The following is a 24,733-nucleotide window of genomic DNA, read 5'->3' on the forward strand; positions in this document are numbered from 1 at the left end:
CCCTCTCCTGGGGATTCAAATGAAAACGGCGCCCATGAGCGCCGTCTTTCAGAGCGTTGAAGAACCTTAGAGGTTCACTACATTGACGAAGCGCGAAGCGGCGCTCTCATCGATCTTGAGGCTGGTGAAGTCAAACAGATTGCGGTCGGCCAACTGCGACGGCTGCACGTTCTGCAGGCTGCGGAAGATACTCTCGGTGCGGCCTGGGGTCTTGCGCTCCCAATCCAGCAGCATCTCCTTGACCACCTGGCGCTGCAGGTTTTCCTGGGAGCCACACAGGTTGCACGGGATGATCGGGAATTGCTTGAAGTCGGAGTAAGCCTGGATGTCCTTCTCGTTGCAATACGCCAGCGGGCGGATCACCACGTTGCGCCCGTCATCGGCCCGCAGCTTGGGCGGCATGGCCTTGAGCGAGCCGTTGAAGAACATATTGAGGAAGAAGGTCTCGACGATGTCATCGCGGTGATGACCGAGGGCCATCTTGGTTGCGCCGATTTCATCGGCAAAGGTGTAGAGCGTGCCACGGCGCAGGCGCGAGCACAGCGAGCAGGTGGTCTTGCCTTCCGGGATCAGTTCCTTGACCACCGAATAGGTGTCTTTCTCGACGATGTGGTACTCGACGCCGAGCGCTTTGAGGTAGGCCGGCAGCACGTGCTCGGGGAAGCCCGGTTGTTTCTGGTCCATGTTGACGGCGACGATCTGGAACGTGATCGGCGCGACCTTTTGCAGGTGCAGCAGCACGTCGAGCAGGGTGTAGCTGTCTTTGCCACCGGAGAGGCAGACCATGACCTTGTCGCCGTCCTCGATCATGTTGAAATCGGCGACCGCTTCACCGGCCAGGCGACGCAGGCGTTTTTGCAGTTTGTTCTGGTTGACCGTAAGAGTGCCCATGGCGCTTGGATCCGCAAAAGGTGTGTGACGAAAAGCGCAGCATTTTACGCAAAAATACTGCAATGGGCGACGCCGATCCAATGTGGGAGCTGGCTTGCCTGCGATGGCGGCGGGTCAGCCAGCACATTGGCTACTGACAGACCGCTATCGCAGGCAAGCCAGCTCCCACACAAGCCAGCTCCCACCGAGGCCGAGGTACCCCTGACAGACCTCACCGCGATTAACCCCAGCGTTTACAGCGCAATTTGCTCTAAAGGCCCTACAGTTATTCCGGTCATCCCTTCCTATACTGCGACTTGAGGTCGCACAGATATCCGGGACCTTTCAGGCCAATTGGCCCGTGGGCGCTCCGATGGGGGGCGATGGTAATAACGACAGGAGTGACTGGCATGATCCATCACGTCGTGGGGCTATTTACCCATCCCGACCAGGAATGGCGGGAAATCCGTGGCGATAAAGAAGAAAGCATCGGCCACATGTACCTCACCCATACGCTGATTCTTGCGGCGATCCCCGCCGTATCAGCCTTTATCGGCACCACCCAGGTCGGCTGGGTCATCGGCAACCGTGCGCCGGTCATGCTGACGCAGGAAAGCGCCTTGTGGATGACCCTGATGTCCTACGCCGCCATGCTCGGCGGCGTGGCGGTGATGGGCGCGTTCATCCACTGGATGGCCCGTACCTACGACGCCAACCCGAGCATGCGGCGCTGCGTGGCGTTCGCCACCTACACCGCGACACCATTGTTTATCGGCGGGCTGGCCGCGCTGTATCCGCATATGTGGCTGGGCATGGTGGTGGGCACGGCGGCGATTTGCTACACGGTGTACCTGCTGTATGTGGGGCTGCCGACCTTCATGAACATCGACCCCGACGAGGGTTTCCTGTTTTCCAGTTCGGTGCTGGCCGTAGGGCTGGTCGTGCTGGTGGCAATCATGGCGTTTACCGTGATTGTCTGGGGCCTGGGCGTAGGGCCGATCTACACCAGTTGAGCGCGTTCAAACCCTGGGCAAGGCCACCGCAAGGTGGCTTTGTGCGTTATGTGCGACCATTCGGCGCCTGACAGATTCGGAAACACTCGCCTTTGCGGCATACTGGGCTTCTCTGGAGATAGGTACAGCATGCCCGAGCAGCTCAACACCCGCGTCGAAGATTGTTTCCAACAAGCCGAATCCTTTTTCAAACGAAGCTTCAAACGCCCCCAGGTCAGCCTCAAGCTGCGGGGCCAGAAGGCCGGTGTCGCGCATTTGCACGAGAACCTGCTGCGCTTCAACCCCCAGTTGTACCGCGAAAACAGCCAACATTTCCTGAAACAGACCGTGGCCCATGAAGTGGCGCATTTGATTGCCCACCAATTGTTTGGCGAGCGTATCCAGCCCCATGGCGAGGAATGGCAGCTGATCATGCGCGGGGTCTACGAACTGCCACCGGACCGTTGCCATACCTATGCGGTGAAACGGCGCCAGGTGATGCGGTATATCTACCGCTGCCCATGCGCGGACAGTGACTTTCCGTTTTCGGCGCAGCGCCATGGGTTGGTGGCACAGGGGCGGCGGTATTTGTGTCGGCGGTGTCGGCAGACCCTGGTGTTCACTGGGGAAACTCGGGTGGAGTGAGGGCCTCATCGCAGGCAAGCCAGCTCCCACATGGGATCGGCGGCGCGGTCAAAATGTGGGAGCTGGCTTGCCTGCGATAGCGCCAGCCCAGACGCTACCCAACCACCCTGGACCGCCGCAGCTCGTCAATTCGCTGAGCACTCATACCCAACTCCGCCAACACCTCATCACTGTGCGCCCCCACCGCCACCCCAATATGCCGAGGCGCCGGCAAACCCTGCGAGAACTTCAACGGACACGCCAGTTGCGCCTGGCTCGAACCATCACCCCGAGGCACCTGGCTGACCAACGCCCGCGCCTTCAACTGGGGATGCTCCACCGCCTCACTCAAACTCAGCACCGGTTCGACACAAGCATCCACTTCGGCGAACAACGCGCAAAGCTCGTCAAAACTGCGTTTCTCGAACTCAACCTGCAACGCCTGTTTCAGGGCCTTTTGCTGCTCGGGCTTGGGCGACAACCCTTGCGCCGCCAACTCAGGCCGCCCCAGCGTTTCGCACAGTTGCTGCATAAACGCCGGCTCCAGGCTGCCGACCGACATCCACCGCCCATCCCGCGTGCGGTAATAGTCATAAAAACTGCCGCCATTGAGCACATGGCTCTCCCTCCCAGGCTCAACCCCACACGCCAGGTAACCCGCAGCGGCCATGGCATTCAGGCTGAACGAACAGTCAGTCATGCTTACATCCAGGTATTGGCCGACGCCACTGTGCTGCCGGGCGATCACCGCCGCCAGCAACCCCACCACCGCATGCAACGAGCCACCGCCCACATCCGCCAATTGCACGCCCAGGGGCAACGGCCCGCTGTCCTCGCGCCCGGTGTAGCTGGCCACGCCGGCCAGCGCCAGGTAGTTGATATCGTGCCCGGCGCGGTCCTTGTAGGGGCCGGTCTGGCCGTAGCCGGTGATCGACACATAAATAAGCTTTGGGTTGATCGCCTTCAACGCCTCATAGCCCAAACCCAGCCGCTCCATCACCCCAGGGCGAAACTGCTCAAGGACAATGTCGTACTCCTTGACCAACGCGCGTACGATCTCCAACGCTTCGGCCTGCTTGAGGTCCAGCGCCAGGCTGCGTTTATTGCGATTGAGGTAGGCATGGCTCGCCGACGTGCCCCGGTCATGGGGCGGTAACACCCGCAGCAGGTCCATGCGCGTGGGCGATTCGATGCGCAAGACCTCGGCGCCCATGTCCGCGAGCAGCAAGGACGCAAACGGGCCAGGCAGCAAGGTGGAGAAATCCAGCACTTTGAGGGACGCCAGGGGACCTGTCATGGGCACTCCAATTCCGTTTCGATTGCCCACAGACTAGGCAGCCTTGGTCCTACGGGCAATCGTCAGAACGATCAGCGACAGTGACCGTTTTGATCACGGCGGGCTTTTTCCTGGCGACGGCTTTATCATTGGCCCACGTTTGCTTGCCGAGTGTTCCATGAAGTTTGCGATTGCCGTGTTTTCCGCCGCTCACGCGCCCTCCTCGCGCCGCGCCCTGCTGTTCGCCCAGGCGGCGCTGGCTGGCGGGCACGAGATTGTGCGGCTGTTTTTCTATCAGGATGGCGTGTACAGCGCGTCCAACAACATTGTCGCGCCCCAGGATGAGCAAGACATCGCGCGCCAATGGCGTGAGTTCGTCAGCCTGCACCAGCTCGACGGCGTCGTGTGCATTGCCGCCGCCTTGCGTCGCGGCGTGCTTAATCATGAAGAAGCCTCGCGTTATCAGCGCAGCGCGGTGAACCTCGAAGCCCCGTGGGCGTTGTCGGGCCTGGGGCAGTTGCACGATGCGGCCCAGGCCGCCGACCGCCTGATCTGTTTTGGAGGGCCGTGACATGTCCAAATCCCTATTGGTGATCAGCCGCCAGGCGCCGTGGTCCGGCCCCGGTGCGCGGGAAGCCCTGGATATCGTGCTGGCCGGCGGTGCCTTTGATTTGCCGATTGGCTTGCTGTTCATGGATGACGGCGTGTTTCAGCTCGCACCGCACCAGAACGCCAAGGCCGTGCAACAAAAGGACCTGAGTGCCAACCTGCAGGCATTGGGGCTGTTTGGCATCGACGATGTCTTTGTCTGCCGTCACAGCATGGCCGTGCGTGGCTTGACGCCGCCCACTGAGGCGCAACCGTTGAGCAACGAGGCTATTTCCCAATTGATTGACCGTTACGACCAGGTGATTACCCTCTGATGTCGACTTTACATGTGCTGTCTCACTCGCCATTTTCCGACAGCCGCCTCGACAGTTGCCTACGCATCTGCGGCGCCGAGGACGCGATCCTGCTGTGCGGCGACGGCGCCTACGGGCTGCACGCGCCCGCCCTGCACACCAAGGGCGTGAAGGTGTTTGTGCTGGCCGAAGACATGCAGGCGCGCAACCTGCCCTTACCGGACTGGGCCGACAGCGTGGACTATCCTGGCTTCGTGCAACTGTCCCTCGATTACGACAAGGTCAACAGCTGGTTATGAACACCTTGACCGTAGGCGAACGCACCCTCGAATTGGACAAGGACGGTTACCTGATCAACCTGGACGACTGGTCCGCCGAGGTCGCCAACGCCCTGGCCGCCGCAGAAGCCCTGGAGCTGACGCCCGACCACTGGCAGATCCTCGACCTGCTGCGCGGCTTCTACGCCGAATTCCAGCTGTCCCCGGCCACGCGTCCGCTGATCAAGTACACCGCGTTGAAGCTCGGCCCGGAAAAGGGCAACAGCCTGCACCTCAACAAACTGTTCAACGGCACTCCCGCCAAACTCGCCGCCAAGCTGGCGGGCCTGCCCAGGCCGACGAATTGCTTATGACCGACTTTGCTCCCCTGACACTGGAAACACCCGCCGAACACCCGTTTGCGCAGTTCGTGCGCATCCTCGGCAAAGGCAAGCGCGGCGCGCGCAACCTCACCCGCGAGGAAGCCCGTGAAGCCATGGGCATGCTGCTCGACGAAAAGGTCGAAGACACCCCAGCTCGGCGCCTTCCTGATGCTGCTGCGCCACAAGGAGGAAAGCCCGGAAGAACTCGCCGGCTTCACCGAAGCCGTGCGCGAACGCCTCGACGCGCCAGCGTTGAATGTGGACGTGGACTGGCCGACCTACGCCGGCAAGAAACGCCACCTGCCGTGGTATCTGCTGGCGGCCAAGTGCCTGGCGCAAAACGGCGTGCGCATCCTTATGCACGGCGGCGGCGCACACACGGCGGGCCGGCTGTACACCGAGCAGTTGCTGGAAGGCTTGCAGATCCCGCTGTGCCGCAATTGGCAGCAGGTCGAAAGCGCTTATGCACACGGCAACCTCGCGTTTATCCCGCTGGGCGACTGGGCGCCGCAGCTGCAACGCATGATCGATTTGCGCAACACCCTGGGCCTGCGCTCGCCGATCCACTCCCTGGCGCGCCTGCTCAACCCGCTGCAGGCCCGCCTGGGCCTGCAAAGCATTTTCCATCCCGGCTACCAGGGCGTGCACCGCGATGCCAGCGGCCTGCTCGGCGACAACGTGATTGTGGTCAAGGGTGACGGCGGCGAGATCGAGATCAACCCCGACAGTGCCAGCCACCTGTACGGCACCACCGGCGGCGCAAGCTGGGACGAAGAGTGGCCCGCCCTCTCCGCCCAGCGCCACGTCAAGCCAGCGACGCTGGAACCCGAGCATTTGAAAGCGCTGTGGCGCGGTGATGCAGAGGACAGCTACCCGCAACTCGCGCTGATCGCCACCATGGCCCTGGCCTTGCGCGGCCTCGGCCACCCACGGGAACAGGCTTTCGCCTTAGCCCAGCAATACTGGGATGCGCGGGATAAATCGATTTAATCGATCATTCACCCGCAGTCTTTGCGCTTTTAAATCGAACCCATCCCTTTAGACTGGGCTCCAATGCTTATTAGCCGAGGAGCCAGTCATGGGTTTGCTGATCGAAGGACACTGGAAAGACCAGTGGTACGAAAGTAACGCGGACGGCGCATTCCAGCGCGAACAAGCGCAACGCCGTAACTGGGTGACCGCCGACGGCGCGCCCGGCCCTAGCGGCGAAGGCGGCTTCCAGGCCGAAGCCGGCCGCTACCACCTGTATGTGTCCCTCGCCTGCCCCTGGGCCCACCGCACGCTGATCCTGCGCAAGCTCAAGGGCCTGGAAAGCCTGATCGACGTGTCCGTGGTCAGTTGGCTGATGCTGGAAAACGGCTGGACCTTCGACAAGGCCCACGGCTCCAGCGGCGACGCCCTCGACGATTTTGCCTTCATGCACCAGCGCTATACCGCTGACACCGCCGACTACACCGGCCGGGTGACGGTGCCTGTGCTGTGGGACAAAAAGCTCAAGCGTATCGTCAGCAATGAATCGGCGGAGATCATCCGCATGTTCAACAGCGCGTTCAACGGGCTGACCGGCAACACCCTGGACTTCTACCCCGAGGCGCTGCGCCCGACCATCGACGCACTGAATGAGCGTATTTACCCGGCCGTGAACAACGGTGTGTACCGCGCAGGTTTCGCCACTTCACAACACGCCTATGAAAGTGCGTTTGATGATGTGTTTGCCGAATTGGATTACCTGGAACAGCACCTGGGTGACCATCGCTACCTGGCGGGTGAATACCTGACCGAAGCGGATGTGCGCCTGTTTACTACGCTGATTCGCTTTGATGCGGTGTATTACGGGCACTTCAAATGCAATTTGCGGCGGATTGCGGATTATCCGAACCTGTCGAATTGGCTACGGGAGTTGTATCAGTGGCCGGGAGTGGCCGAGACGGTGGATTTCGGGCATATCAAGGGGCATTACTATGCCAGTCACCGTACGATCAATCCGACGGGGATTGTGCCTAAAGGCCCGTTGCAAGCATTTGATACCAAGCATGATCGCTTGAAATTGAAGGGCAACGCAGTTTGGAGCTGATCCGGGTTTCTCGCTGGACTTGAAGGCCTCATCGCGGGCAAGCCCGCTCCCACAGTTGGAATGCGATCCCCTGTGGGAGCGGGCTTGCCCGCGATGCTTTTAGGCTTTAGACCTGAGACTGCGCGCCTTCGAACCACTTGAGCTTTTCACGCAACACCACCACCTCACCCACGATCACCAGTGTCGGCGCATGCACTTCATGCTCCGCCACCATGCGCGGCAAGTCGGCCAGGGTGCCGGTAAACACGCGCTGGTTGGAGGTGGTGCCTTGCTGGATCAACGCCGCCGGGGTATCGGCTGCGCGTCCGTGCTTGATCAGCTGTTCGCAGATGATCGGCAAGCCAATCAAGCCCATGTAGAACACCAGGGTCTGGGACGGCCCCACCAGGTCATGCCAGGGCAGGTCCGAAGTCCCGTCCTTCAAATGCCCGGTGATGAAACGCACCGATTGCGCATAGTCGCGGTGGGTCAGCGGGATCCCGGCGTACGCCGCGCAACCACTGGCCGCCGTGATGCCCGGCACGACCTGGAACGGGATGCCATGGGCCGCCAGCTCTTCGATCTCCTCGCCACCACGGCCAAAGATGAACGGATCGCCACCCTTGAGGCGCAGCACGCGCTTGCCTTGCTTGGCCAGGTCCACCAGTTGCTGGTTGATCTGGTCCTGTGGCACGGCATGGTCGGCGCGACGCTTGCCGACGTACACGCGCTCGGCATCGCGGCGGCACAGTTCCAGAATCGCTGGCGCAACGAGGCGGTCGTAGAGCACCACGTCGGCTTGCTGCATCAGGCGCAGTGCGCGGAAGGTCAGCAGGTCCGGATCACCGGGGGCCGGCGCCCACCAGGTAGACCTCACCCGGCGCATGGGGCGCCTTGCCGTTGACTTTTTCCACCAGCAAACGCTCGGCTTCGGCGCCCTGCCCGGCCAGTTGGCGATCGGCAATCGGGCCCTGGAACACTTCTTCCCAGAACGCGCGACGCTGCTGCACATCCGGGTACAAGCCTTTGACCTGGGCACGAAAGCGCGCCGCCAACCCGGCCAATTGGCCATAAGTGGACGGAATCCAGGTTTCCAGCTTGGCGCGGATCAAGCGTGCCAGCACCGGCGCATCGCCGCCGCTGGACACCGCAATCACCAACGGCGAACGATCGACAATCGCCGGGAAGATCACGCTGCACAAGGCCGGCGCATCGACCACATTGACCGGCACGCACCGACGCTTGGCATCGCTGGACACTTGCGCGTTCAGCGTTTCATCGTCGGTGGCGGCGATGATCAGGGGTGCAACCGTCGAGGTCGGCCTCCTGATAACCGCGCAAAATCAGTTCCCCGCCACTGCCCAGGACCAACTCGTTGAGCTGGCGTTCGATCTGGGGAGCAACCACCCGCAGCAACGCACCGGCGTCGGCCAGCAGCCGGGATTTGCGCAAGGCAATCTCCCCGCCACCGACGACCAACACACGACTGCCGCGCAGGTTATGAAACAGCGGCAGAAATTCCATTTAGCCGATGACCTCAACGCCCGCCATGTACGGCTTGAGCACGTCCGGCACACGGATCGAACCGTCAGCCTGCTGGTAGTTTTCCAGCACGGCCACCAGGGTACGGCCTACGGCCAGGCCCGAACCGTTGAGGGTGTGCACCAGTTCCGGCTTGCCGGTTTCCGGGTTGCGGAAACGCGCCTGCATGCGACGGGCCTGGAAATCACCGCAGTTGGAGCACGACGAGATCTCGCGGTACTTGTCCTGGCTCGGCACCCACACTTCGAGGTCGTAGGTCTTCACGGCGCTGAAACCCATGTCGCCGGTGCACAGCGCGAGGACGCGGTACGGCAGCTCCAGCAGTTGCAGGACGCGCTCGGCGTTGGCGGTCAGGCCTTCCAGGGCGTCCATGGAGGTCGACGGCTCGACGATCTGCACCATCTCGACCTTGTCGAACTGGTGCTGGCGGATCATGCCGCGGGTGTCGCGGCCCGAGGCACCGGCTTCGCTGCGGAAGCATGGCGAGTGAGCCACGAACTTCAGCGGCAGCTCTTTAGCGTCGAGGATCTCGCCGGCAACGATGTTGGTCAGCGACACTTCGGCCGTCGGGATCAGGTACAGGTCGGCTTCGCCTTCACGGCTGATCTTGAACAGGTCCTCTTCGAATTTCGGCAGCTGGCTGGTGCCCATCAACGCCGGCGCCTGTACCAGGTACGGCGTGTAGGCTTCTTCGTAGCCGTGCTCGCCGGTGTGCAGGTTGATCATGAACTGCGCCAGGGCGCGGTGCAGGCGGGCCACCGGACCACGCAGCAGGGAGAAACGTGCACCCGACATCTTGGCGGCGGTTTCGAAGTCCAGGCCACCGGTCAATTCGCCCAGGGCGACGTGGTCCTTGACCGCGAAATCAAAGGCTTTTGGCGTGCCCCAGCGGCGCACTTCGACGTTACCGTCTTCGTCTTCACCCACCGGCACGGACTCGTGCGGGATGTTGGGGATGCCCAGCAGGATCGAGTCCAGCTCGGACTGGATGCCTTCCAGCTCGACCTTGCCGTCGGACAGCTCAGTGCCCATGCGCTCGACGTCGGCCATCAGCGGCGCGATGTCTTCGCCGCGCTGCTTGGCCTGACCGATGGATTTGGAACGGGCATTACGCTCAGCCTGCAGTGCCTCGGTGCGGGTCTGGACGGTCTTGCGCTGTTCTTCCAGCGCTTCGATGCGCGCAACATCCAGGGCAAAGCCACGGGATGCCAGGCGGTCCGCTACGTCCTGAAGGTTGCTACGTAACAGTTTGGAATCGAGCATGTCCGGTCTCTCGTTTATCAAAGTTTGGTCAGGGACAGGCCAGCCCAGGTGGCGAGCAGCCCGCCGAACACGCTGATGCCCAGGTACCCGAAGGCAACCAGGGCTTGCCCGCTTTCCAGCAGGCGCAGCGTATCCAGTGAAAAGGATGAAAAGGTCGTCAGACCGCCTACAAAGCCGACAATCAAGCCGGCGCGAATCTCAATCGGCACTTCCGGGCGCAACAGGAACCAGCCGTACAACAGCCCGATAATCAAGCAGCCCACCAGGTTGACCGCCAGGGTCGCCGCATAGAAATGCTTCGGCCAATGGGCGCTGACCCAGGTACCGGTGGCGAAACGCAATAATGTACCAGCGATGCCGGCTGTGGACACGGCAAGAATCGTCTTGAGCACTACTTTCTCCGCTGTCTGGGGGCTGAGTCGATCGAGTTGGGCGAGGTGATTCAGCTTTTCGCCGATTTTCAGCTCCAGGCCACGGGGCACCGGCTGATAGAGCGGCAGCGGTTCCAGCTCATCGGGGAAGTAGTCTTCGCCGGCGGCATAAGCGTCCGGCTCGTCATGGGCGTAGCGGTATTCATCACCGTAGCCCAGCTGTTTCATCAGCTTCGTCGGCGCATTGCGCAGGTGCATCGGCACCTCAAGGGAGCCGTATTCAGCGGCGGCGCGCAAGGCGGACTTGAAGCCCATGTACACCGCATTGCTTTTCGGCGCGCAGGCCAGGTAGGTGATGGCCTGGGCCACGGCCAGCTCGCCTTCCGGGCTGCCGAGGCGTTCCTGCACGTCCCATGCCGCCAGGCACAGGCTCAGCGCACGCGGGTCGGCGTTGCCGATGTCTTCGCTGGCCATGCGCACCACGCGACGGGCCAGGTACAACGGGTCGCAACCGCCGTCGATCATGCGCGCAAACCAGTACAGCGCGCCGTCGGGGTTGGAGCCACGCACGGATTTGTGCAGCGCCGAGATCTGGTCGTAGAAGGCTTCACCGCCCTTGTCGAAACGCCGGCGTGTGTCACCCAGCAGACTTTGCAGCAGGTCGACGCCGATCTCGCTGCCGTCTTCCGCCAGGTCGGAGGCGTTTTCCAGCAGGTTGAGGAAGCGCCGCCCGTCGCCATCGGCGGCGCTCAGCAGAATCTTGAAGCCTTCCTCACTGACACTCAGCTGGCGCTTGCCCAAGCCCTTGTCTTCGCTCAAGGCGCGGTGCAGCAGCTTTTGCATCGCCACTTCGTCCAGGCTCTTGAGCACATAGACCCGCGCCCGCGAGAGCAAGGCGTTGTTCAATTCGAACGACGGGTTTTCGGTGGTGGCGCCGATAAAGATCAGCGTGCCGTCTTCCACATAGGGCAGGAACGCATCCTGCTGTGACTTGTTGAAGCGATGCACTTCGTCGACGAACAGGATGGTGCGCTTGCCGTATTGCCCGGCCTGCTGCTTGGCCACCTCGACCGCCTGGCGGATCTCCTTGACCCCGGCGAGTACCGCCGAGACCGTTTCGAAGTGTGCATCCGAGACTTTCGCCAGCAGGCGCGCCAGGGTGGTTTTACCCACCCCGGGCGGGCCCCAGAAAATCATCGAGTGCAGCGCACCTTGCTCCAGGGCTTCACGCAAAGGCTTGCCGCGAGCGAGCAGGTGCTCCTGGCCGACGTACTCATCCAGGTTGGTCGAGCGCAAGCGCGCGGCCAGGGGTTGGGCAATCGGGTCACTGCGAAACAGGTCCATGGGCAGCGTTTTACTCCTGGATCACGTCGGCACCCTTGGGGATGTCGAACTTGAACGTGGAGGCAGGCACCGGCTGGTTGGCCTTGACCCCGGAGAACAGGATATCGGTGCGTTGGCCGACGCTGTCGATCAGGCGCATGTTGTTAATCACGCCGTTGCCGAACGACAGGGACAGGGTGTCAAACAGCGTGTCCTTGGACTTCGGCTTGAGGGTGAACTCGATCACGTTGCTGGTTTGCTTGGAGGTGATCTCGAAGCTGTCGCTGATCTTCGACACATCGCCCGACAGCAACAGCGCCGGGGTCTGGTTCAGGCGCGGGTCGAGCTTCTTGATGGTCACCTGCTCCAGGTCCGGGTCCCACAGGGTGACCTTCTGGCCGTCGGAGACGATGGTCTGCTCGTTCGGCGCGTCGGTCTTCCAGAAGAACAGGCCAGGGCGCTGCACGGCCATTTCGCCGGCGGTTTCCTGCAACTGGGTGCCGCCGCCGTCCAGGGTCAGCTGGGAGAAGCGCGCGGTCAGGGTCTTGGATTTGTCCAACAGGTTGGTCAGGCTGGCGACGGAGGCCGGGTCGGCGTGGGCCGAAACAGCGGTCAGGGCCAGTGCCGGCAACAACAGCATGCGGATAAGGCGCATGGGAGTCCTCATTGAGTCGTAAGGGCGCGCCGCGTGCTGCCACGCGGCACGGGGTCAGTCGCGCATCTGCCCGGGGGCGATGACTTCGCGCGAGCCGTTGGTGTTCATGGCTGTCACAACGCCAGCCATTTCCATGGCTTCGATCATGCGGGCGGCGCGGTTGTAGCCGATCTTCAGCTTGCGCTGCACCGCAGAAATCGAGGCGCGGCGGCTCTCGAGCACGAAGGCCACGGCTTCGTCGTACAGGGCATCGGTTTCCGCATCGTCGTCACCGCCACCGCCGCCATTCTCGAAGCCGCTGCCGGCTTCTTCGACGCCGTTGAGGATGTCGTCGTTGTATTCAGGTGCTCCGCGCAACTTCCAGGCTTCCACCACGCGGTGCACTTCATCATCGGAAACAAAGGCGCCGTGTACGCGGATCGGCAGGCTGGTGCCTGGTGGCATGTAGAGCATGTCGCCGTGGCCCAGCAGTTGCTCGGCGCCACCCTGGTCGATGATGGTCCGGGAGTCGATCTTGCTCGATACCTGAAACGCCATGCGCGTCGGGATGTTGGCCTTGATCAGACCGGTGATCACATCCACCGACGGACGCTGGGTCGCGAGGATCAAGTGGATACCGGCCGCACGGGCCTTCTGGGCGATACGGGCGATGAGTTCTTCGACCTTCTTGCCGACGATCATCATCATGTCGGCGAATTCGTCCACCACCACCACGATGGTCGGCAGCTTGGTCAGTTTCGGCGCTTCGTCATGAATGCTTTCGCGCTTGTACAACGGGTCATCAATGGTCTCGCCACGATCGTGGGCTTCCTTGATCTTGGCGTTGAAGCCCGCCAGGTTGCGCACGCCCATCTTCGCCATCAGCTTGTAGCGCCGCTCCATCTCGGCCACGCTCCAGCGCAGGGCGTTGGCGGCGTCCTTCATGTCGGTGACGACCGGGCACAGCAGGTGCGGGATGCCTTCGTAGATCGACAGTTCCAACATCTTCGGGTCGATCATGATCAGCTTGGCGTCGTCCGGGCCGGACTTGAACAGGATCGACAGGATCATCGCGTTCACGCCCACCGACTTACCGGAACCGGTGGTACCGGCCACCAGCAGGTGGGGCATTTTCGCCAGGTCGGTGATCACCGGCTTGCCGCCGATGTCATGGCCCAGGGCCAGGGTGACTGGCGACTTGAAGTTGTCGTATTCAGGCGTCGACAGCACTTCGGAGAAGCGCACGATCTGGCGGTCTTCGTTGGGAATCTCGATGCCCACGGTGGTCTTGCCGGGGATCACTTCCACCACGCGCACACTGGTCACGGCCAGGGAACGGGCCAGGTCTTTGGCCAGGTTGGAAATGCGGCTGACCTTGACGCCCGCGGCCGGCTGGATTTCGTAACGGGTGATGACGGGACCGGGGTGGATCGAGTCCACGGTCACTTCGACGCCGAATTCCTTCAGCTTGATTTCCAGCAGATGGCCAACGGCAGCCAGCGACTCCGGGGAATAATTGAGTTGTTTCTTCTCGGCCGGGTCGAGAATCGAGATCGGCGGCAAGGTGCCTTCGACGGCGCTGTCGACAAACAGCGGCGCCTGTTTCTCTTTCTGCACACGGGCACTCGGCTCGGGGGCCTTGGGCGGCGCCGGTGCGATCACGGGCGGCACTTGCTTCTCGCGGTCCGACATGTGCTTGCTCAGGGCCTGCTCGCGCTCGATCAGGCGCTCCTTGACCTTGGCCTGTTCACGGCGGTCCGGCGTGCTCGGGGCCACCACTTCGTTGACGCGGGTGTCCACTTCACGCAATTGCGCGACCATGCGCTTGCGGTCGACTCGCGCCGCCCACCAGCGGTTGGCGGCGCCCTGGAACAGCTCCAGCAGGTCGAGGGTGATCTTGCCGGTCACGTCCATCACCTTGAACCACGACAGGTCGGTGAACACGGTCAGGCCGAACAGGAACAGGGCAATAAACATCAACGTGCTGCCCTGGATGTTCAGGGTCTTGCGCGCCAGGTCGCCCAGGCTTTCGCCCAGCGCACCACCGGCGCCCGCCGGCAGGCCGGTGGGTGCATGGAAATGGATATGGGCCAGGGCCGCGCCGGACAACACTAGGAACACCAGGCCGATCAGGCGCCAGGAGAACAGCCAGCCGCTCCACTGCCACGGTTCGTGGCGCTGGCGGAAGATCTGCCAGGTCTTGATCGCCAGCAGCAAGGGGAAGATATATGCGAAGTAACCCAACACCATGAACAGGATATCGGCGCTGTAGGAGCCGGCGGGGCCGCCAAAGTTCTGTACGTCGTCGATCTTGCTGTTGTGGCTCCAGCCCGGATCGTCCTTGCCATAGGTGAGCAAGGCCATCATCAGGAACAGGCACAGGGCGCCGATCGCGATCAGCGCACCTTCCTTGAGGCGGTAGTGCAGGTGCTGGCGCCAGGCCGGCACGACTGCTGCTTTAGGTGTTGCGGCGGATTTCTTCAAAACGGGTCTTTTCCTGCGCTTTTAGCGCGTCCATCTATTGAATGACTGCAACCACTGCCCAATCCGAGCAGCTGAAAATTAAACGAACGTCGTTGATTCTACGTTTAACACTGGGAGAAGAAGCGGTGAAACGGCGATAACGCCACAGTGCCCGCATTGTACGGGTTTGTGCCCCCGTTGCCACGCCCTTGCCCTTCCCCCGGCAGCATAGACAATTCAAGTGTTGCAACATGTTCAATTTGAGCATGCATTGTCTTTGCTGACAAAGGCTTATGGGCTGTTTTTACCAAACAAGGCAAGCTTGGCAAATGGCCTGCATGGTGTAACCCCGGTTACGACCACATCCCCGGCAGAGAGTTGCAGAAACACCCGCTCACGCTAATCCTGACTTGCGCCCGATTCGGGCTGGCCCTGAGGCGCCGCGTCGACAATAATCACCCTCACGCGCGGCACCTGCCGCTCCCCTCCCCTTCCTCAAGCCTGGATGCCATGCTGACCTGGTTGCAACGTGACTCCCTGACCTTCCCGCCGCTGGCCAAGGCCATGCGCGAACCCAATGGCCTGCTGGCCGCCGGTGGCGACCTGTCGGCCGAACGCCTGGTGCAGGCTTACCGCCACGGCTGCTTTCCGTGGTTCTCGGAGGGCCAGCCGATCCTCTGGTGGTCACCCGACCCGCGCACAGTGATTTTCCCCGAAGAACTGCATGTGTCCCGCAGCCTCGGCAAACTGTTGCGCCAACAACGCTATACCGTGACCTTCGACCAGGACTTCGCCGCCGTCATCCAGGCCTGCGCCGCACCTCGTGCCTATGCCGATGGCACCTGGATCACCGAAGGCATCCAGGACGCCTACCTGGCGCTGCACCAGCGCGGTTACGCGCATTCCGTCGAGGTGTGGGACGAGGGCAAGCTGGTGGGCGGGCTCTATGGCCTGGCAATGGGCCAATTGTTCTTTGGCGAATCCATGTTCAGCCGTGCCGACAACGCCTCGAAATTCGGCTTCGCCACCCTGACCCGGCAGTTGCAGGCCTGGGGTTTTGTGCTGATCGACTGCCAGATGCCCAACGATCACCTGCACAGCCTGGGCGCCCGCGCCATCCCGCGCAGTGACTTTGCACAGTACCTGCACGACCATCTGGACCAACCCAATGCCGGACCCTGGGTTTCCTAGGCGACTTTCGCGCACGTGGCTTACACTTGTTTCAAAGCTTACCCCGAGGGTTGATCATGACCGAGTTGGCGCGCTTGAAGTTTTATGCCACTCAAGCCCACTCTTGCAGCTACCTGCCCGACGAGCAGGCCACCACCCTGTTCCTCGACCCCAGCCAGCCGATGGACGTGCACGTGTACGCCGACCTCTCGGAAATGGGCTTTCGGCGCAGCGGCGACCACCTGTACCGCCCCCATTGCCAGAATTGCAATGCCTGTGTACCGGCGCGCATTCCTGTGGCGCAATTTCTGCCGGACCGTAACCAGAAGCGCATTCTCAAGCGCAATGCCGACCTGACGGTGACCGCCACCAAGCCACGCTACAGCGAAGAATATTTCGACCTTTACCAGCGCTACATCGAACAACGCCACGCTGACGGCGATATGTTTCCGCCCAGCCGCGACCAGTTTTCCACCTTCCTGGTGCGCGACCTGCCCTTCTCGCGCTTCTACGAGTTCCGCCTCGACGGTCGGCTGGTGGCCGTCGCCGTGACCGACCTGCTGCCCAACGGGCTGTCGGCGGTGTACAACCTTCTACGAGCCCGCCGAAGAGCGCCGCAGCCTGGGGCGCTTTGCGATCCTGTGGCAAATCGGTGAAGCCCTGCGCCTGGAACTGGAGGCGGTGTACCTGGGGTTACTGGATCAAAAACTGCAAAAAGATGAACTACAAGACCCAATATCGCCCCATAGAACTGCTGATTAATCAAAGATGGGTCACGCTTAACTAGAACCCCTTGGCTTAAACACCCTTTTTCGGGCACAATGCACGCCGCTTTTGCCTGGCGCAGTTGCACCGGGCCATTCACTGGATACCGAGGGCTTTACTGCATGTCGAAAGAAGACAGCTTCGAAATGGAAGGCACTGTCGTCGACACCCTGCCCAACACCATGTTTCGTGTGGAGTTGGAAAATGGGCACGTCGTAACCGCGCATATCTCCGGCAAGATGCGCAAGAACTACATTCGTATTCTTACCGGTGACAAAGTGCGCGTCGAGCTGACGCCCTATGACTTGAGCAAAGGGCGCATCACTTACCGCGCTCGCTAAGCAAGTCAATACAAGACGCCCGGTTATGCCGGGCGTTTTTGTGTGTGCGCTATTTACCGAACACCCTGAATTCCCTGTGGGAGCTGGCTTGCCTGCGATAGCGGTCGGTCAGAGAAGAATTTTTTAGCTGATACACCGCTATCGCAGGCAAGCCAGCTCCCACATTTGATCTCTGCTGCCTTGAAGGCGGTATTCCAAACCTGGAGACAGCAAAAAGGCGCCTTTCGGCGCCTTTTTGCTGTATTGCAATCAACGATCAGGCCATTTCAGCCGTGGTCTCGAACTCGAAGGTCAGCTCGCCATCCTTCAGATCGATATGCACCACGCCACCATGATCGGAAAGTTCGCCGAACAGAATCTCTTCGGCCAAGGGCCGCTTGATCTTGTCCTGGATCAGACGCGCCATCGGGCGTGCGCCCATTGCCGCGTCGTAGCCACCTTCGGCCAGCCAGCTGCGTGCCGCGTCCGTCACTTCCAGCTGCACGCGCTTGTCTTCCAACTGCGCTTGAAGCTCGGTAAGGAACTTGTCCACCACGCTTTTGATGACCTCATGGCTGAGGCGACCAAACTGGATAATGGTGTCCAGGCGGTTGCGGAACTCCGGCGTAAAGCTCTTCTTGATCACTTCCATCGCATCGGAAGAGTGATCCTGATGGCTGAAGCCGATCGAGGCCCGCGCGGCCGTTTCGGCACCGGCGTTGGTGGTCATGATCACGATCACGTTGCGGAAGTCCGCCTTGCGCCCGTTGTTGTCGGTCAGGGTCCCGTGGTCCATCACCTGCAGGAGCAGGTTGAAGACTTCCGGGTGGGCCTTCTCGATTTCATCGAGCAGCAATACGCAATGCGGTTGCTTGGTGATCGCTTCGGTCAGCAGACCGCCCTGGTCGAAGCCGACATAGCCCGGAGGCGCACCGATCAGGCGCGACACAGTGTGCCGCTCCATGTATTCGGACATGTCGAACCGCACCAGCTCGATCCCCATGGCCTTGGCCAACTGCCGCGCCGCTTCGGTCTTGCCGACGCCGGTCGGGCCGGCGAACAGGAACGAACCTACCGGCTTGTCCGGCGCCTTGAGCCCCGCACGGGACAGCTTGATCGCGGTGGACAGCGCGTCGATGGCCGCATCCTGGCCAAACACGGTGAGCTTGAGATCGCGCTCCAGGTTACGCAGCAGCTCCTTATCGGAACTGTTGACGTGTTTAGGCGGAATCCGCGCGATCTTCGCGACGATGTCCTCGACCTGAGGCACGTCGATGCGCTTCACACGCTTCTCGACCGGCTGCAGGCGCTGATAGGCGCCCGCCTCGTCTATCACGTCGATGGCCTTGTCCGGCATATGCCGATCATTGATGTAGCGTGACGCCAGCTCGGCAGCTGCACGCAGGGCCTCGTCGGTGTACTCGATGCCATGGTGCGCTTCGAAACGCCCCTTGAGCCCGCGCAGGATGCCGATGGTGTCTTCAACCGAAGGCTCGGACACGTCGACTTTCTGGAAGCGACGCGCCAGGGCACGGTCTTTCTCGAAGATGCCGCGAAATTCCTGGAACGTGGTCGAGCCGATGCAACGGATATCACCCGACGACAGCAACGGCTTGAGCAGGTTGGACGCATCCATTACCCCGCCGGACGCCGCACCGGCACCAATAATGGTGTGGATTTCGTCGATGAACAGGATCGCCTGCGGGCGTTTTTTCAGCTCGCCGAGCAACGCCTTGAAGCGCTTCTCGAAATCGCCACGGTACTTGGTCCCGGCGAGCAAGGCGCCCAGGTCCAGGGAGTAGACGACACTGTTGGCCAGCAGATCCGGCACCTGGTTATCGACGATGCGCTTGGCCAGGCCTTCGGCAATCGCGGTTTTACCCACGCCCGCCTCACCCACCAGCAACGGGTTGTTCTTGCGACGACGTGCAAGGATCTGCGCTACGCGCTCAACTTCAAGCTCGCGCCCCACCAGCGGATCGATCCGCCCCTGGCGCGCCAGTTCGTTGAGGTTGCTGGCATAGGCATCCAATGGATTGCCCGAAGAAGAAGACTCACCGCCCTCGTCGTCCTGCATATCCTGCTCACCCTCGGAATGATCGCCGTGCCCGGGCACCTTGGAGATACCGTGGGCGATGTAGTTGACGACATCAATACGGGCAACGCTCTGCTGCTTGAGCAGGAACACTGCCTGGCTTTCCTGTTCGCTGAAGATCGCCACAAGCACATTGGCGCCTGTGACTTCACGCTTACCGGAGCTCTGCACATGGAACACGGCACGCTGAAGCACCCGCTGGAAGCCCAGGGTTGGCTGGGTTTCACGGTCTTCATCGTGGACTGGAATAAGTGGCGTTGTGGAGTCGATAAACTCCTGCAGATCATGCTTGAGTTTGTCGAGGTTGGCGCCGCACGCACGCAAGACGGTGGCGGCTGCTTCGTTATCCAAAAGTGCCAGCAGCAGGTGTTCGACGGTCATGAATTCATGACGCTTCGAACGGGCCTCCTTGAAGGCAAGATTGAGGGTGACTTCGAGCTCGCGGTTTAACATAGCTTCACCTCATACCCAAGTGGTCGGCGTTAACCGTCCTTCTCGATTTCACAGAGTAGCGGATGCTGGCTTTCCCTGGCGTACTGGTTGACCTGCATGGCCTTTGTCTCGGCGATGTCGCGGGTAAACACTCCACATACTGCCCGTCCTTCTGTATGAACGGCCAGCATTACCTTGGTCGCCAACTCGCGGTTCAGGTTAAAAAACACCTCGAGCACTTCGACGACGAAATCCATCGGTGTGTAGTCATCATTAAACAAAACCACCTTGTACATCGGCGGCGCCTGTAGAGCAGGCTTGGCCTCCTGGACAGCAACGCCTGCAGAACCGTCGTCATCATGTTCCTGATCCGGGCGATCCTGATTGAATGTTAGTCGAATCTGGCTGTTTGCATGCATGGAAAGAAAGGTTCGTCAGTGGTTCAAATACAGTGGTGGGGGCGACCTGTCAGAATTTCAACTCTGACCGACTGGTCGCCTTGACTATCGGCAAATCAGTGTTACAACCAATAGAACCCACAGTGGGTAAAAAAGGTCCGCGCAGTCAACCTTATTTATTCGGGTTAGGACGGATAAACTGGATGATACTCCAGTGATGGAGTCTGGTGCAGAGGGATATGGAGATGGCTAGTGGTAAGGTCAAGTGGTTCAACAATGCCAAAGGCTACGGCTTCGTCGTTGAAGATGGTAAAAGCGAAGATCTTTTTGCGCATTACTCAGCGATCCAAATGGATGGATACAAGACGCTGAAAGCGGGGCAACCTGTGAATTTTGAGATTATTCAAGGACCCAAAGGGCTGCACGCCGTGGCAATCACCAACGCCATACAACCGCAGCCTGACGATCACGCACATTCGCACACTCACAAAGAAAAGAAACAAACGGCCTGATCCGCCGACAAGTGAGAGCGCCGCGATAAAAAAAGGCCACCCCAATCAGCTTGGGGTGGCCTTTATTTGTATTGCCTTTACATGTGAGAGATCAACGCCTCACCAAAGCCGGACGATGACACCAATTTCGCGCCATCCATCAAGCGCTCGAAGTCGTAGGTCACGGTCTTGGCCGAAATCGCACCATTGGTGCCCTTGATGATCAGGTCGGCCGCTTCGGTCCAGCCCATATGGCGCAGCATCATCTCCGCCGACAGGATCAGCGAACCGGGGTTGACCTGGTCCTTGCCCGCATATTTCGGCGCAGTGCCATGGGTTGCTTCGAACATCGCCACGGTGTCAGACAGATTGGCCCCTGGCGCAATACCAATACCACCCACTTCTGCCGCCAAGGCGTCAGACAGGTAATCACCATTGAGGTTGAGGGTGGCGATTACATCATACTCGGCCGGACGCAGCAGGATCTGCTGGAGCATGGCGTCAGCAATGGCATCTTTAACCACGACATTCTTGCCGGTCTTCGGGTTCTTGAATTGCATCCAAGGGCCGCCATCGAGCAACGTCGCGCCGAACTCTTTCTCGGCAATCCCGTAGGCCCACTCTTTAAAGGCGCCTTCGGTGAACTTCATGATGTTGCCTTTATGCACGATGGTCAGCGAGTCGCGATCGTTATCCACTACATATTGCAGGGCCTTACGCGCCAGACGTTCGGTACCTTCCTTGGAAACCGGCTTCACGCCAATCCCGCAATCCTGGTCAAAACGAATTTTGGTAACGCCCATTTCCTCCTTGAGGAACTTGATCACCTTGATGGCTTCCGGCGAACCGGCTTTCCATTCGATGCCGGCGTAAATATCCTCGGAGTTCTCGCGGAAGATGGTCATGTCCACATCCCCCGGCTTTTTCACCGGGCTCGGCACGCCTTCGAACCAGCGCACCGGGCGCAGGCACACATACAGGTCGAGCTGCTGGCGCAGGGCCACGTTCAGCGAACGGATGCCGCCACCCACCGGCGTGGTCAGCGGGCCTTTAATGGAAACCACGTAATCCTTGACCGCATCCAGGGTTTCCTGGGGCAGCCAGGTGTCCTGGTCGTAGACTTGCGTGGCCTTTTCGCCGGCATACACCTCCATCCACGAGATCTTGCGCTTGCCGCCGTAGGCTTTTTCAACAGCGGCGTCGACCACCTTGATCATCACCGGGCTGATGTCGACGCCGATACCGTCACCTTCGATAAACGGGATGATTGGGTGATCAGGAACATTGAGAGAATGGTCTGCATTGACGGTGATTTTGTCGCCGACGGCTGGAACCTGAATCTTCTTGTATCCCATGCTGAACTCCATCTATGGATTGAACATCTGGCTGCGTTCGAGCCTACTCCAGATAAATGACGACCGAAACCTCGCGTCATGCTCACTTGCATCGAAAACAGCATATTTAGTCGCCTACAAGCCTGAAATCAAAGGCAAAATCGCCAATCATGAGCACATCCTGCGACTTTTGGCGTAGCTCGGTACCTGCGACCTTTAGACCAATGGACGACACACCTTTTGTATGAAGGCTCGGCGTAAGCATAGCGACCTATGTATAATGCCGCCGCTGACCCAAGAGTCACGACGGCTGACCGCTCTAGACAGTAGCCTTCAGCCAGAAAGCAGGACTATTACAATAGTCCAAACGCTTGACGCTCGACTGATGCAACCCAACATCACCGCGAAGAAACCTCGACATTTCGCTCATGGATGACTTTGAACGAACGCGCTCCACCCGGCGCATCTCGAGTTTCTGCGCACGCTTTCAGCAAAGAAGAGAGTTAATCCGAATATGCCCACCCGCTCGAAGATCATCTACACCTTCACCGACGAAGCCCCGGCCCTCGCCACCTATTCACTGCTGCCTATCGTAGAGGCCTTCACCGCTTCCGCTGATATTGCCGTGGAAACCCGCGACATCTCCCTCGCCGCGCGCATCCTCGCAAGCTTCCCCGAGCAACTGGGCGCCAAGGCTATCCCGGACCACCTCGCCGAACTGGGCGACCTGGCCGTTACGCCTGAAGCCAACATCATCAAGCTGCCTAACATCAGCGCCTCGACCCCGCAGCTGCAAGCCGCGATCAAGGAACTGCAGGCCCAGGGCTACGCCCTGCCGGACTACCCGGAAACCGTAACCACCGACGCGGAAAAAGAAACCCGTGCACGTTACGACAAGGTCAAGGGCAGCGCCGTGAACCCGGTACTGCGCGAAGGCAACTCCGACCGCCGCGCACCGCTGTCGGTCAAGAACTACGCACGCAAGCACCCGCACAAGATGGGCGCCTGGGCGGCCGACTCCAAGTCGCACATCGCCCACATGAACAACGGCGACTTCTACGGCAGCGAAAAAGCCGTACAGATCGAAGCCGCTGACGCCGTGAAGATCGAACTGATCGCCCAAGACGGCACCGCCACTGTCCTGAAGGAAAAGACTTCGGTACAGGCCGGCGAAATCATCGACACCGCCGTACTGAGCAAGAAAGCCCTGCGCGCGTTTATCGCCGCTGAAATCGAAGACGCCAAGCAACAAGGCGTGCTGCTGTCGGTCCACCTGAAAGCCACCATGATGAAGGTCTCCGACCCGATCATGTTCGGCCAGATCGTTGCCGAGTTCTATAAAGACGCCCTGGCCAAGCACGCTGTCGTGCTGGAGCAGATCGGCTTCAACCTGAACAACGGCATCGGCGACCTGTACGCTCGCATCAAGGCCCTGCCGGCCGACCAGCAAGCGCAGATCGAAGCCGACATCCAGGCGGTCTACGCCGCTCGCCCTTCCCTGGCGATGGTCAACTCCGACAAAGGCATCACCAACCTGCACGTACCGAGCGACGTCATCGTCGACGCCTCGATGCCAGCGATGATCCGTGACTCCGGCAAGATGTGGGGCACCGACGGCCAGCTGCACGACACCAAGGCCGTGATCCCGGATCGCTGCTACGCCACCATCTACCAAGCCGTCATCGAAGACTGCAAGGCCAATGGCGCGTTCGACCCAACCACCATGGGCAGCGTGCCAAACGTTGGCCTGATGGCGAAGAAAGCCGAAGAGTACGGTTCCCACGACAAGACCTTCCAGATCAAGGCTGACGGCGTAGTCCGCGTCACCGACAGCAAGGGCAACCTGCTGATGGAACAGAACGTCGAAGCCGGCGACATCTTCCGCATGTGCCAGACCAAAGACGCGCCGATCCAGGACTGGGTCAAACTGGCCGTCAACCGTGCTCGCGCCAGCAACACCCCAGCGATCTTCTGGCTGGACCCTAAGCGTGCGCACGACGGCGTCGTGGTCGAGAAAGTTCAGGCCTACCTGAAAGACCACAACACCGAAGGCCTGGACATCCGCATCATGGCCCCGGTCGATGCGATGAAGTTCACCCTGGAGCGCACCCGCAAGGGCCTGGACACCATCTCGGTGACCGGCAACGTACTGCGCGACTACCTGACCGACCTGTTCCCGATCATGGAACTGGGCACCAGCGCCAAGATGCTGTCCATCGTGCCGCTGATGAACGGCGGCGGCCTGTTCGAAACCGGCGCCGGCGGTTCGGCTCCGAAGCACGTGCAGCAGCTGGTGGAAGAGAACTTCCTGCGCTGGGATTCCCTGGGCGAGTTCCTGGCCCTGGCGGCTTCCCTTGAGCATTTGGGTGTGACGTACAACAACCCGAAAGCCCTGGTCCTGTCCAAGACCCTGGACCAGGCCACTGGCCAGTTCCTCGACAACAACAAGTCGCCATCGCGCAAAGTCGGCAACATCGACAACCGCGGCAGCCACTTCTACCTGGCGCTGTACTGGGCACAAGCCCTGGCCGCCCAGAGCGAAGACACTGCACTGCAAGCGCAGTTCGGCGAACTGGCCGAAACCCTGACCGCGAACGAAGCAACCATCGTTGCCGAGCTCAACGCCGTACAGGGCAAGCCAGTGGACATCGGCGGCTACTACGCGCCGAGCCCGGAGCTGACAGGCAAGGCCATGCGCCCAAGCAACACCCTCAATGCGGCGATTGCCAAGTTGAAGTAAGGTTGTAAGGTGACATCACAAACCCCGGCCATGTG

At 60.7% G+C, this 24,733-nt stretch carries 20 protein-coding genes and 4 pseudogenes; 13 read left to right on the forward strand and 11 right to left on the reverse strand.

The features are described from left to right. Positions 1-66 precede the first annotated feature (66 nt). Positions 67-891, reverse strand: coding sequence for a tRNA 2-thiocytidine(32) synthetase TtcA (gene ttcA, locus PSH87_RS16560; protein ID WP_017736046.1), 825 nt, complete (start codon positions 889-891; stop codon positions 67-69). Positions 892-1,280: 389 nt separating this feature from the next. On the opposite strand from ttcA, the gene PSH87_RS16565 reads away from it, so the two are divergent. Together PSH87_RS16565 and PSH87_RS16570 are read left to right on the forward strand one after the other, a co-directional pair. Beyond that, the gene (locus PSH87_RS16565; protein WP_017737181.1) at positions 1,281-1,883 is read left to right on the forward strand and encodes a Yip1 family protein; all 603 of its coding nucleotides are present in this window, start codon (positions 1,281-1,283) and stop codon (positions 1,881-1,883) included. A gap of 129 nt (positions 1,884-2,012) precedes the next feature. Then, positions 2,013-2,507: a SprT family zinc-dependent metalloprotease gene (locus PSH87_RS16570; RefSeq protein WP_017737180.1), complete on the forward strand. Its 495-nt coding sequence runs from the start codon at positions 2,013-2,015 to the stop codon at positions 2,505-2,507. 94 nt (positions 2,508-2,601) lie between these two features. Here PSH87_RS16570 and PSH87_RS16575 read toward each other — a convergent pair whose 3' ends face one another. Further along, positions 2,602-3,783: a CaiB/BaiF CoA-transferase family protein gene (locus PSH87_RS16575; protein ID WP_305430271.1), complete on the reverse strand. Its 1,182-nt coding sequence runs from the start codon at positions 3,781-3,783 to the stop codon at positions 2,602-2,604. Positions 3,784-3,940: 157 nt separating this feature from the next. Here PSH87_RS16575 and tusD point away from each other — a divergent pair, with 157 nt between their 5' ends. The 6 genes and pseudogenes from tusD to PSH87_RS16605 all read left to right on the forward strand — a co-directional run bounded on the left by tusD (position 3,941) and on the right by PSH87_RS16605 (position 7,378). Continuing rightward, positions 3,941-4,333 (forward strand): sulfurtransferase complex subunit TusD, encoded by a 393-nt coding sequence (tusD, locus tag PSH87_RS16580; RefSeq protein WP_017737178.1) that lies wholly within the window; start codon positions 3,941-3,943, stop codon positions 4,331-4,333. Between the two features lies 1 nt (position 4,334). Then, positions 4,335-4,685: a sulfurtransferase complex subunit TusC gene (tusC, locus tag PSH87_RS16585; protein WP_017737177.1), complete on the forward strand. Its 351-nt coding sequence runs from the start codon at positions 4,335-4,337 to the stop codon at positions 4,683-4,685. After that, positions 4,685-4,963, forward strand: coding sequence for a sulfurtransferase complex subunit TusB (gene tusB, locus PSH87_RS16590; RefSeq protein ID WP_305430274.1), 279 nt, complete (start codon positions 4,685-4,687; stop codon positions 4,961-4,963). The genes tusC and tusB overlap by 1 nt, the downstream gene beginning before the upstream one ends. After that, on the forward strand, positions 4,960-5,295 hold the full coding sequence (locus tag PSH87_RS16595) for a TusE/DsrC/DsvC family sulfur relay protein (RefSeq protein ID WP_017737175.1): 336 nt from the start codon (positions 4,960-4,962) through the stop codon (positions 5,293-5,295). The genes tusB and PSH87_RS16595 overlap by 4 nt, the downstream gene beginning before the upstream one ends. Then, positions 5,292-6,294, forward strand: a pseudogene (locus tag PSH87_RS16600) (glycosyl transferase family protein). Before PSH87_RS16595 ends, PSH87_RS16600 begins: the two are co-directional and overlap by 4 nt. Positions 6,295-6,382: 88 nt before the next feature. Continuing rightward, complete coding sequence (locus PSH87_RS16605; protein WP_305430276.1) at positions 6,383-7,378, forward strand: glutathione S-transferase family protein; 996 nt, start codon at positions 6,383-6,385, stop codon at positions 7,376-7,378. 106 nt (positions 7,379-7,484) lie between these two features. On the opposite strand, the pseudogene cysG reads toward PSH87_RS16605, so the two are convergent. From cysG to PSH87_RS16635, 6 genes and pseudogenes are all read right to left on the reverse strand, one after another. After that, a pseudogene (cysG, locus tag PSH87_RS16610) lies at positions 7,485-8,881 on the reverse strand (siroheme synthase CysG). Beyond that, the gene (gene serS / locus PSH87_RS16615; protein ID WP_017737171.1) at positions 8,882-10,162 is read right to left on the reverse strand and encodes a serine--tRNA ligase; all 1,281 of its coding nucleotides are present in this window, start codon (positions 10,160-10,162) and stop codon (positions 8,882-8,884) included. A 17-nt stretch (positions 10,163-10,179) separates the two neighbouring features. Further along, on the reverse strand, positions 10,180-10,554 hold the full coding sequence (crcB, locus tag PSH87_RS16620) for a fluoride efflux transporter CrcB (RefSeq protein WP_305434330.1): 375 nt from the start codon (positions 10,552-10,554) through the stop codon (positions 10,180-10,182). Between the two features lie 3 nt (positions 10,555-10,557). Beyond that, positions 10,558-11,877: pseudogene (locus PSH87_RS16625) on the reverse strand (replication-associated recombination protein A); the annotation flags it as partial. A gap of 10 nt (positions 11,878-11,887) precedes the next feature. Further along, entirely contained in the window at positions 11,888-12,511 is a 624-nt protein-coding gene (gene lolA, locus PSH87_RS16630) for an outer membrane lipoprotein chaperone LolA (RefSeq protein WP_207043820.1), read from the reverse strand. A gap of 54 nt (positions 12,512-12,565) precedes the next feature. Beyond that, a complete protein-coding gene (locus PSH87_RS16635; protein WP_026136830.1) occupies positions 12,566-14,974 on the reverse strand; it encodes a DNA translocase FtsK in 2,409 nt (802 codons plus the stop codon). Positions 14,975-15,463: 489 nt separating this feature from the next. Here PSH87_RS16635 and aat point away from each other — a divergent pair, with 489 nt between their 5' ends. From aat to infA, 3 genes and pseudogenes are all read left to right on the forward strand, one after another. Next, a complete protein-coding gene (gene aat / locus PSH87_RS16640) occupies positions 15,464-16,144 on the forward strand; it encodes a leucyl/phenylalanyl-tRNA--protein transferase (RefSeq protein WP_017737166.1) in 681 nt (226 codons plus the stop codon). Between the two features lie 56 nt (positions 16,145-16,200). Further along, positions 16,201-16,910: pseudogene (locus PSH87_RS16645) on the forward strand (arginyltransferase). A gap of 100 nt (positions 16,911-17,010) precedes the next feature. Further along, positions 17,011-17,229: a translation initiation factor IF-1 gene (infA, locus tag PSH87_RS16650; RefSeq protein WP_002553999.1), complete on the forward strand. Its 219-nt coding sequence runs from the start codon at positions 17,011-17,013 to the stop codon at positions 17,227-17,229. Positions 17,230-17,485: 256 nt separating this feature from the next. Here infA and clpA read toward each other — a convergent pair whose 3' ends face one another. Further along, the gene (clpA, locus tag PSH87_RS16655) at positions 17,486-19,756 is read right to left on the reverse strand and encodes an ATP-dependent Clp protease ATP-binding subunit ClpA (RefSeq protein WP_017737164.1); all 2,271 of its coding nucleotides are present in this window, start codon (positions 19,754-19,756) and stop codon (positions 17,486-17,488) included. A gap of 29 nt (positions 19,757-19,785) precedes the next feature. Then, complete coding sequence (gene clpS / locus PSH87_RS16660) at positions 19,786-20,154, reverse strand: ATP-dependent Clp protease adapter ClpS (protein WP_017737163.1); 369 nt, start codon at positions 20,152-20,154, stop codon at positions 19,786-19,788. 224 nt (positions 20,155-20,378) lie between these two features. Here clpS and cspD point away from each other — a divergent pair, with 224 nt between their 5' ends. Continuing rightward, positions 20,379-20,645: a cold shock domain-containing protein CspD gene (cspD, locus tag PSH87_RS16665; RefSeq protein WP_157356515.1), complete on the forward strand. Its 267-nt coding sequence runs from the start codon at positions 20,379-20,381 to the stop codon at positions 20,643-20,645. Between the two features lie 77 nt (positions 20,646-20,722). Here the strand turns inward: cspD and icd are convergent, their stop codons facing one another. After that, positions 20,723-21,979: an NADP-dependent isocitrate dehydrogenase gene (gene icd / locus PSH87_RS16670; protein ID WP_026136829.1), complete on the reverse strand. Its 1,257-nt coding sequence runs from the start codon at positions 21,977-21,979 to the stop codon at positions 20,723-20,725. A gap of 493 nt (positions 21,980-22,472) precedes the next feature. Here icd and PSH87_RS16675 point away from each other — a divergent pair, with 493 nt between their 5' ends. Next, positions 22,473-24,698, forward strand: coding sequence for an NADP-dependent isocitrate dehydrogenase (locus PSH87_RS16675; protein ID WP_017737160.1), 2,226 nt, complete (start codon positions 22,473-22,475; stop codon positions 24,696-24,698). Positions 24,699-24,733 lie beyond the last annotated feature (35 nt).

This window comes from Pseudomonas sp. FP453, assembly GCF_030687495.1.
Taxonomy (GTDB): domain Bacteria; phylum Pseudomonadota; class Gammaproteobacteria; order Pseudomonadales; family Pseudomonadaceae; genus Aquipseudomonas.

What these genes read in the sequence shown, in the direction of transcription:
- ttcA (WP_017736046.1), bottom strand. Translation starts at nt 891, where the DNA reads ATGGGCACTCTTACGGTCAACCAGAACAAACTGCAAAAACGCCTGCGT.
- PSH87_RS16565 (WP_017737181.1), top strand. Translation starts at nt 1,281, where the DNA reads ATGATCCATCACGTCGTGGGGCTATTTACCCATCCCGACCAGGAATGG.
- PSH87_RS16570 (WP_017737180.1), top strand. Translation starts at nt 2,013, where the DNA reads ATGCCCGAGCAGCTCAACACCCGCGTCGAAGATTGTTTCCAACAAGCC.
- PSH87_RS16575 (WP_305430271.1), bottom strand. Translation starts at nt 3,783, where the DNA reads ATGACAGGTCCCCTGGCGTCCCTCAAAGTGCTGGATTTCTCCACCTTG.
- tusD (WP_017737178.1), top strand. Translation starts at nt 3,941, where the DNA reads ATGAAGTTTGCGATTGCCGTGTTTTCCGCCGCTCACGCGCCCTCCTCG.
- tusC (WP_017737177.1), top strand. Translation starts at nt 4,335, where the DNA reads ATGTCCAAATCCCTATTGGTGATCAGCCGCCAGGCGCCGTGGTCCGGC.
- tusB (WP_305430274.1), top strand. Translation starts at nt 4,685, where the DNA reads ATGTCGACTTTACATGTGCTGTCTCACTCGCCATTTTCCGACAGCCGC.
- PSH87_RS16595 (WP_017737175.1), top strand. Translation starts at nt 4,960, where the DNA reads ATGAACACCTTGACCGTAGGCGAACGCACCCTCGAATTGGACAAGGAC.
- PSH87_RS16605 (WP_305430276.1), top strand. Translation starts at nt 6,383, where the DNA reads ATGGGTTTGCTGATCGAAGGACACTGGAAAGACCAGTGGTACGAAAGT.
- serS (WP_017737171.1), bottom strand. Translation starts at nt 10,162, where the DNA reads ATGCTCGATTCCAAACTGTTACGTAGCAACCTTCAGGACGTAGCGGAC.
- lolA (WP_207043820.1), bottom strand. Translation starts at nt 12,511, where the DNA reads ATGCGCCTTATCCGCATGCTGTTGTTGCCGGCACTGGCCCTGACCGCT.
- aat (WP_017737166.1), top strand. Translation starts at nt 15,464, where the DNA reads ATGCTGACCTGGTTGCAACGTGACTCCCTGACCTTCCCGCCGCTGGCC.
- infA (WP_002553999.1), top strand. Translation starts at nt 17,011, where the DNA reads ATGTCGAAAGAAGACAGCTTCGAAATGGAAGGCACTGTCGTCGACACC.
- clpA (WP_017737164.1), bottom strand. Translation starts at nt 19,756, where the DNA reads ATGTTAAACCGCGAGCTCGAAGTCACCCTCAATCTTGCCTTCAAGGAG.
- clpS (WP_017737163.1), bottom strand. Translation starts at nt 20,154, where the DNA reads ATGCATGCAAACAGCCAGATTCGACTAACATTCAATCAGGATCGCCCG.
- cspD (WP_157356515.1), top strand. Translation starts at nt 20,379, where the DNA reads ATGGCTAGTGGTAAGGTCAAGTGGTTCAACAATGCCAAAGGCTACGGC.
- icd (WP_026136829.1), bottom strand. Translation starts at nt 21,979, where the DNA reads ATGGGATACAAGAAGATTCAGGTTCCAGCCGTCGGCGACAAAATCACC.
- PSH87_RS16675 (WP_017737160.1), top strand. Translation starts at nt 22,473, where the DNA reads ATGCCCACCCGCTCGAAGATCATCTACACCTTCACCGACGAAGCCCCG.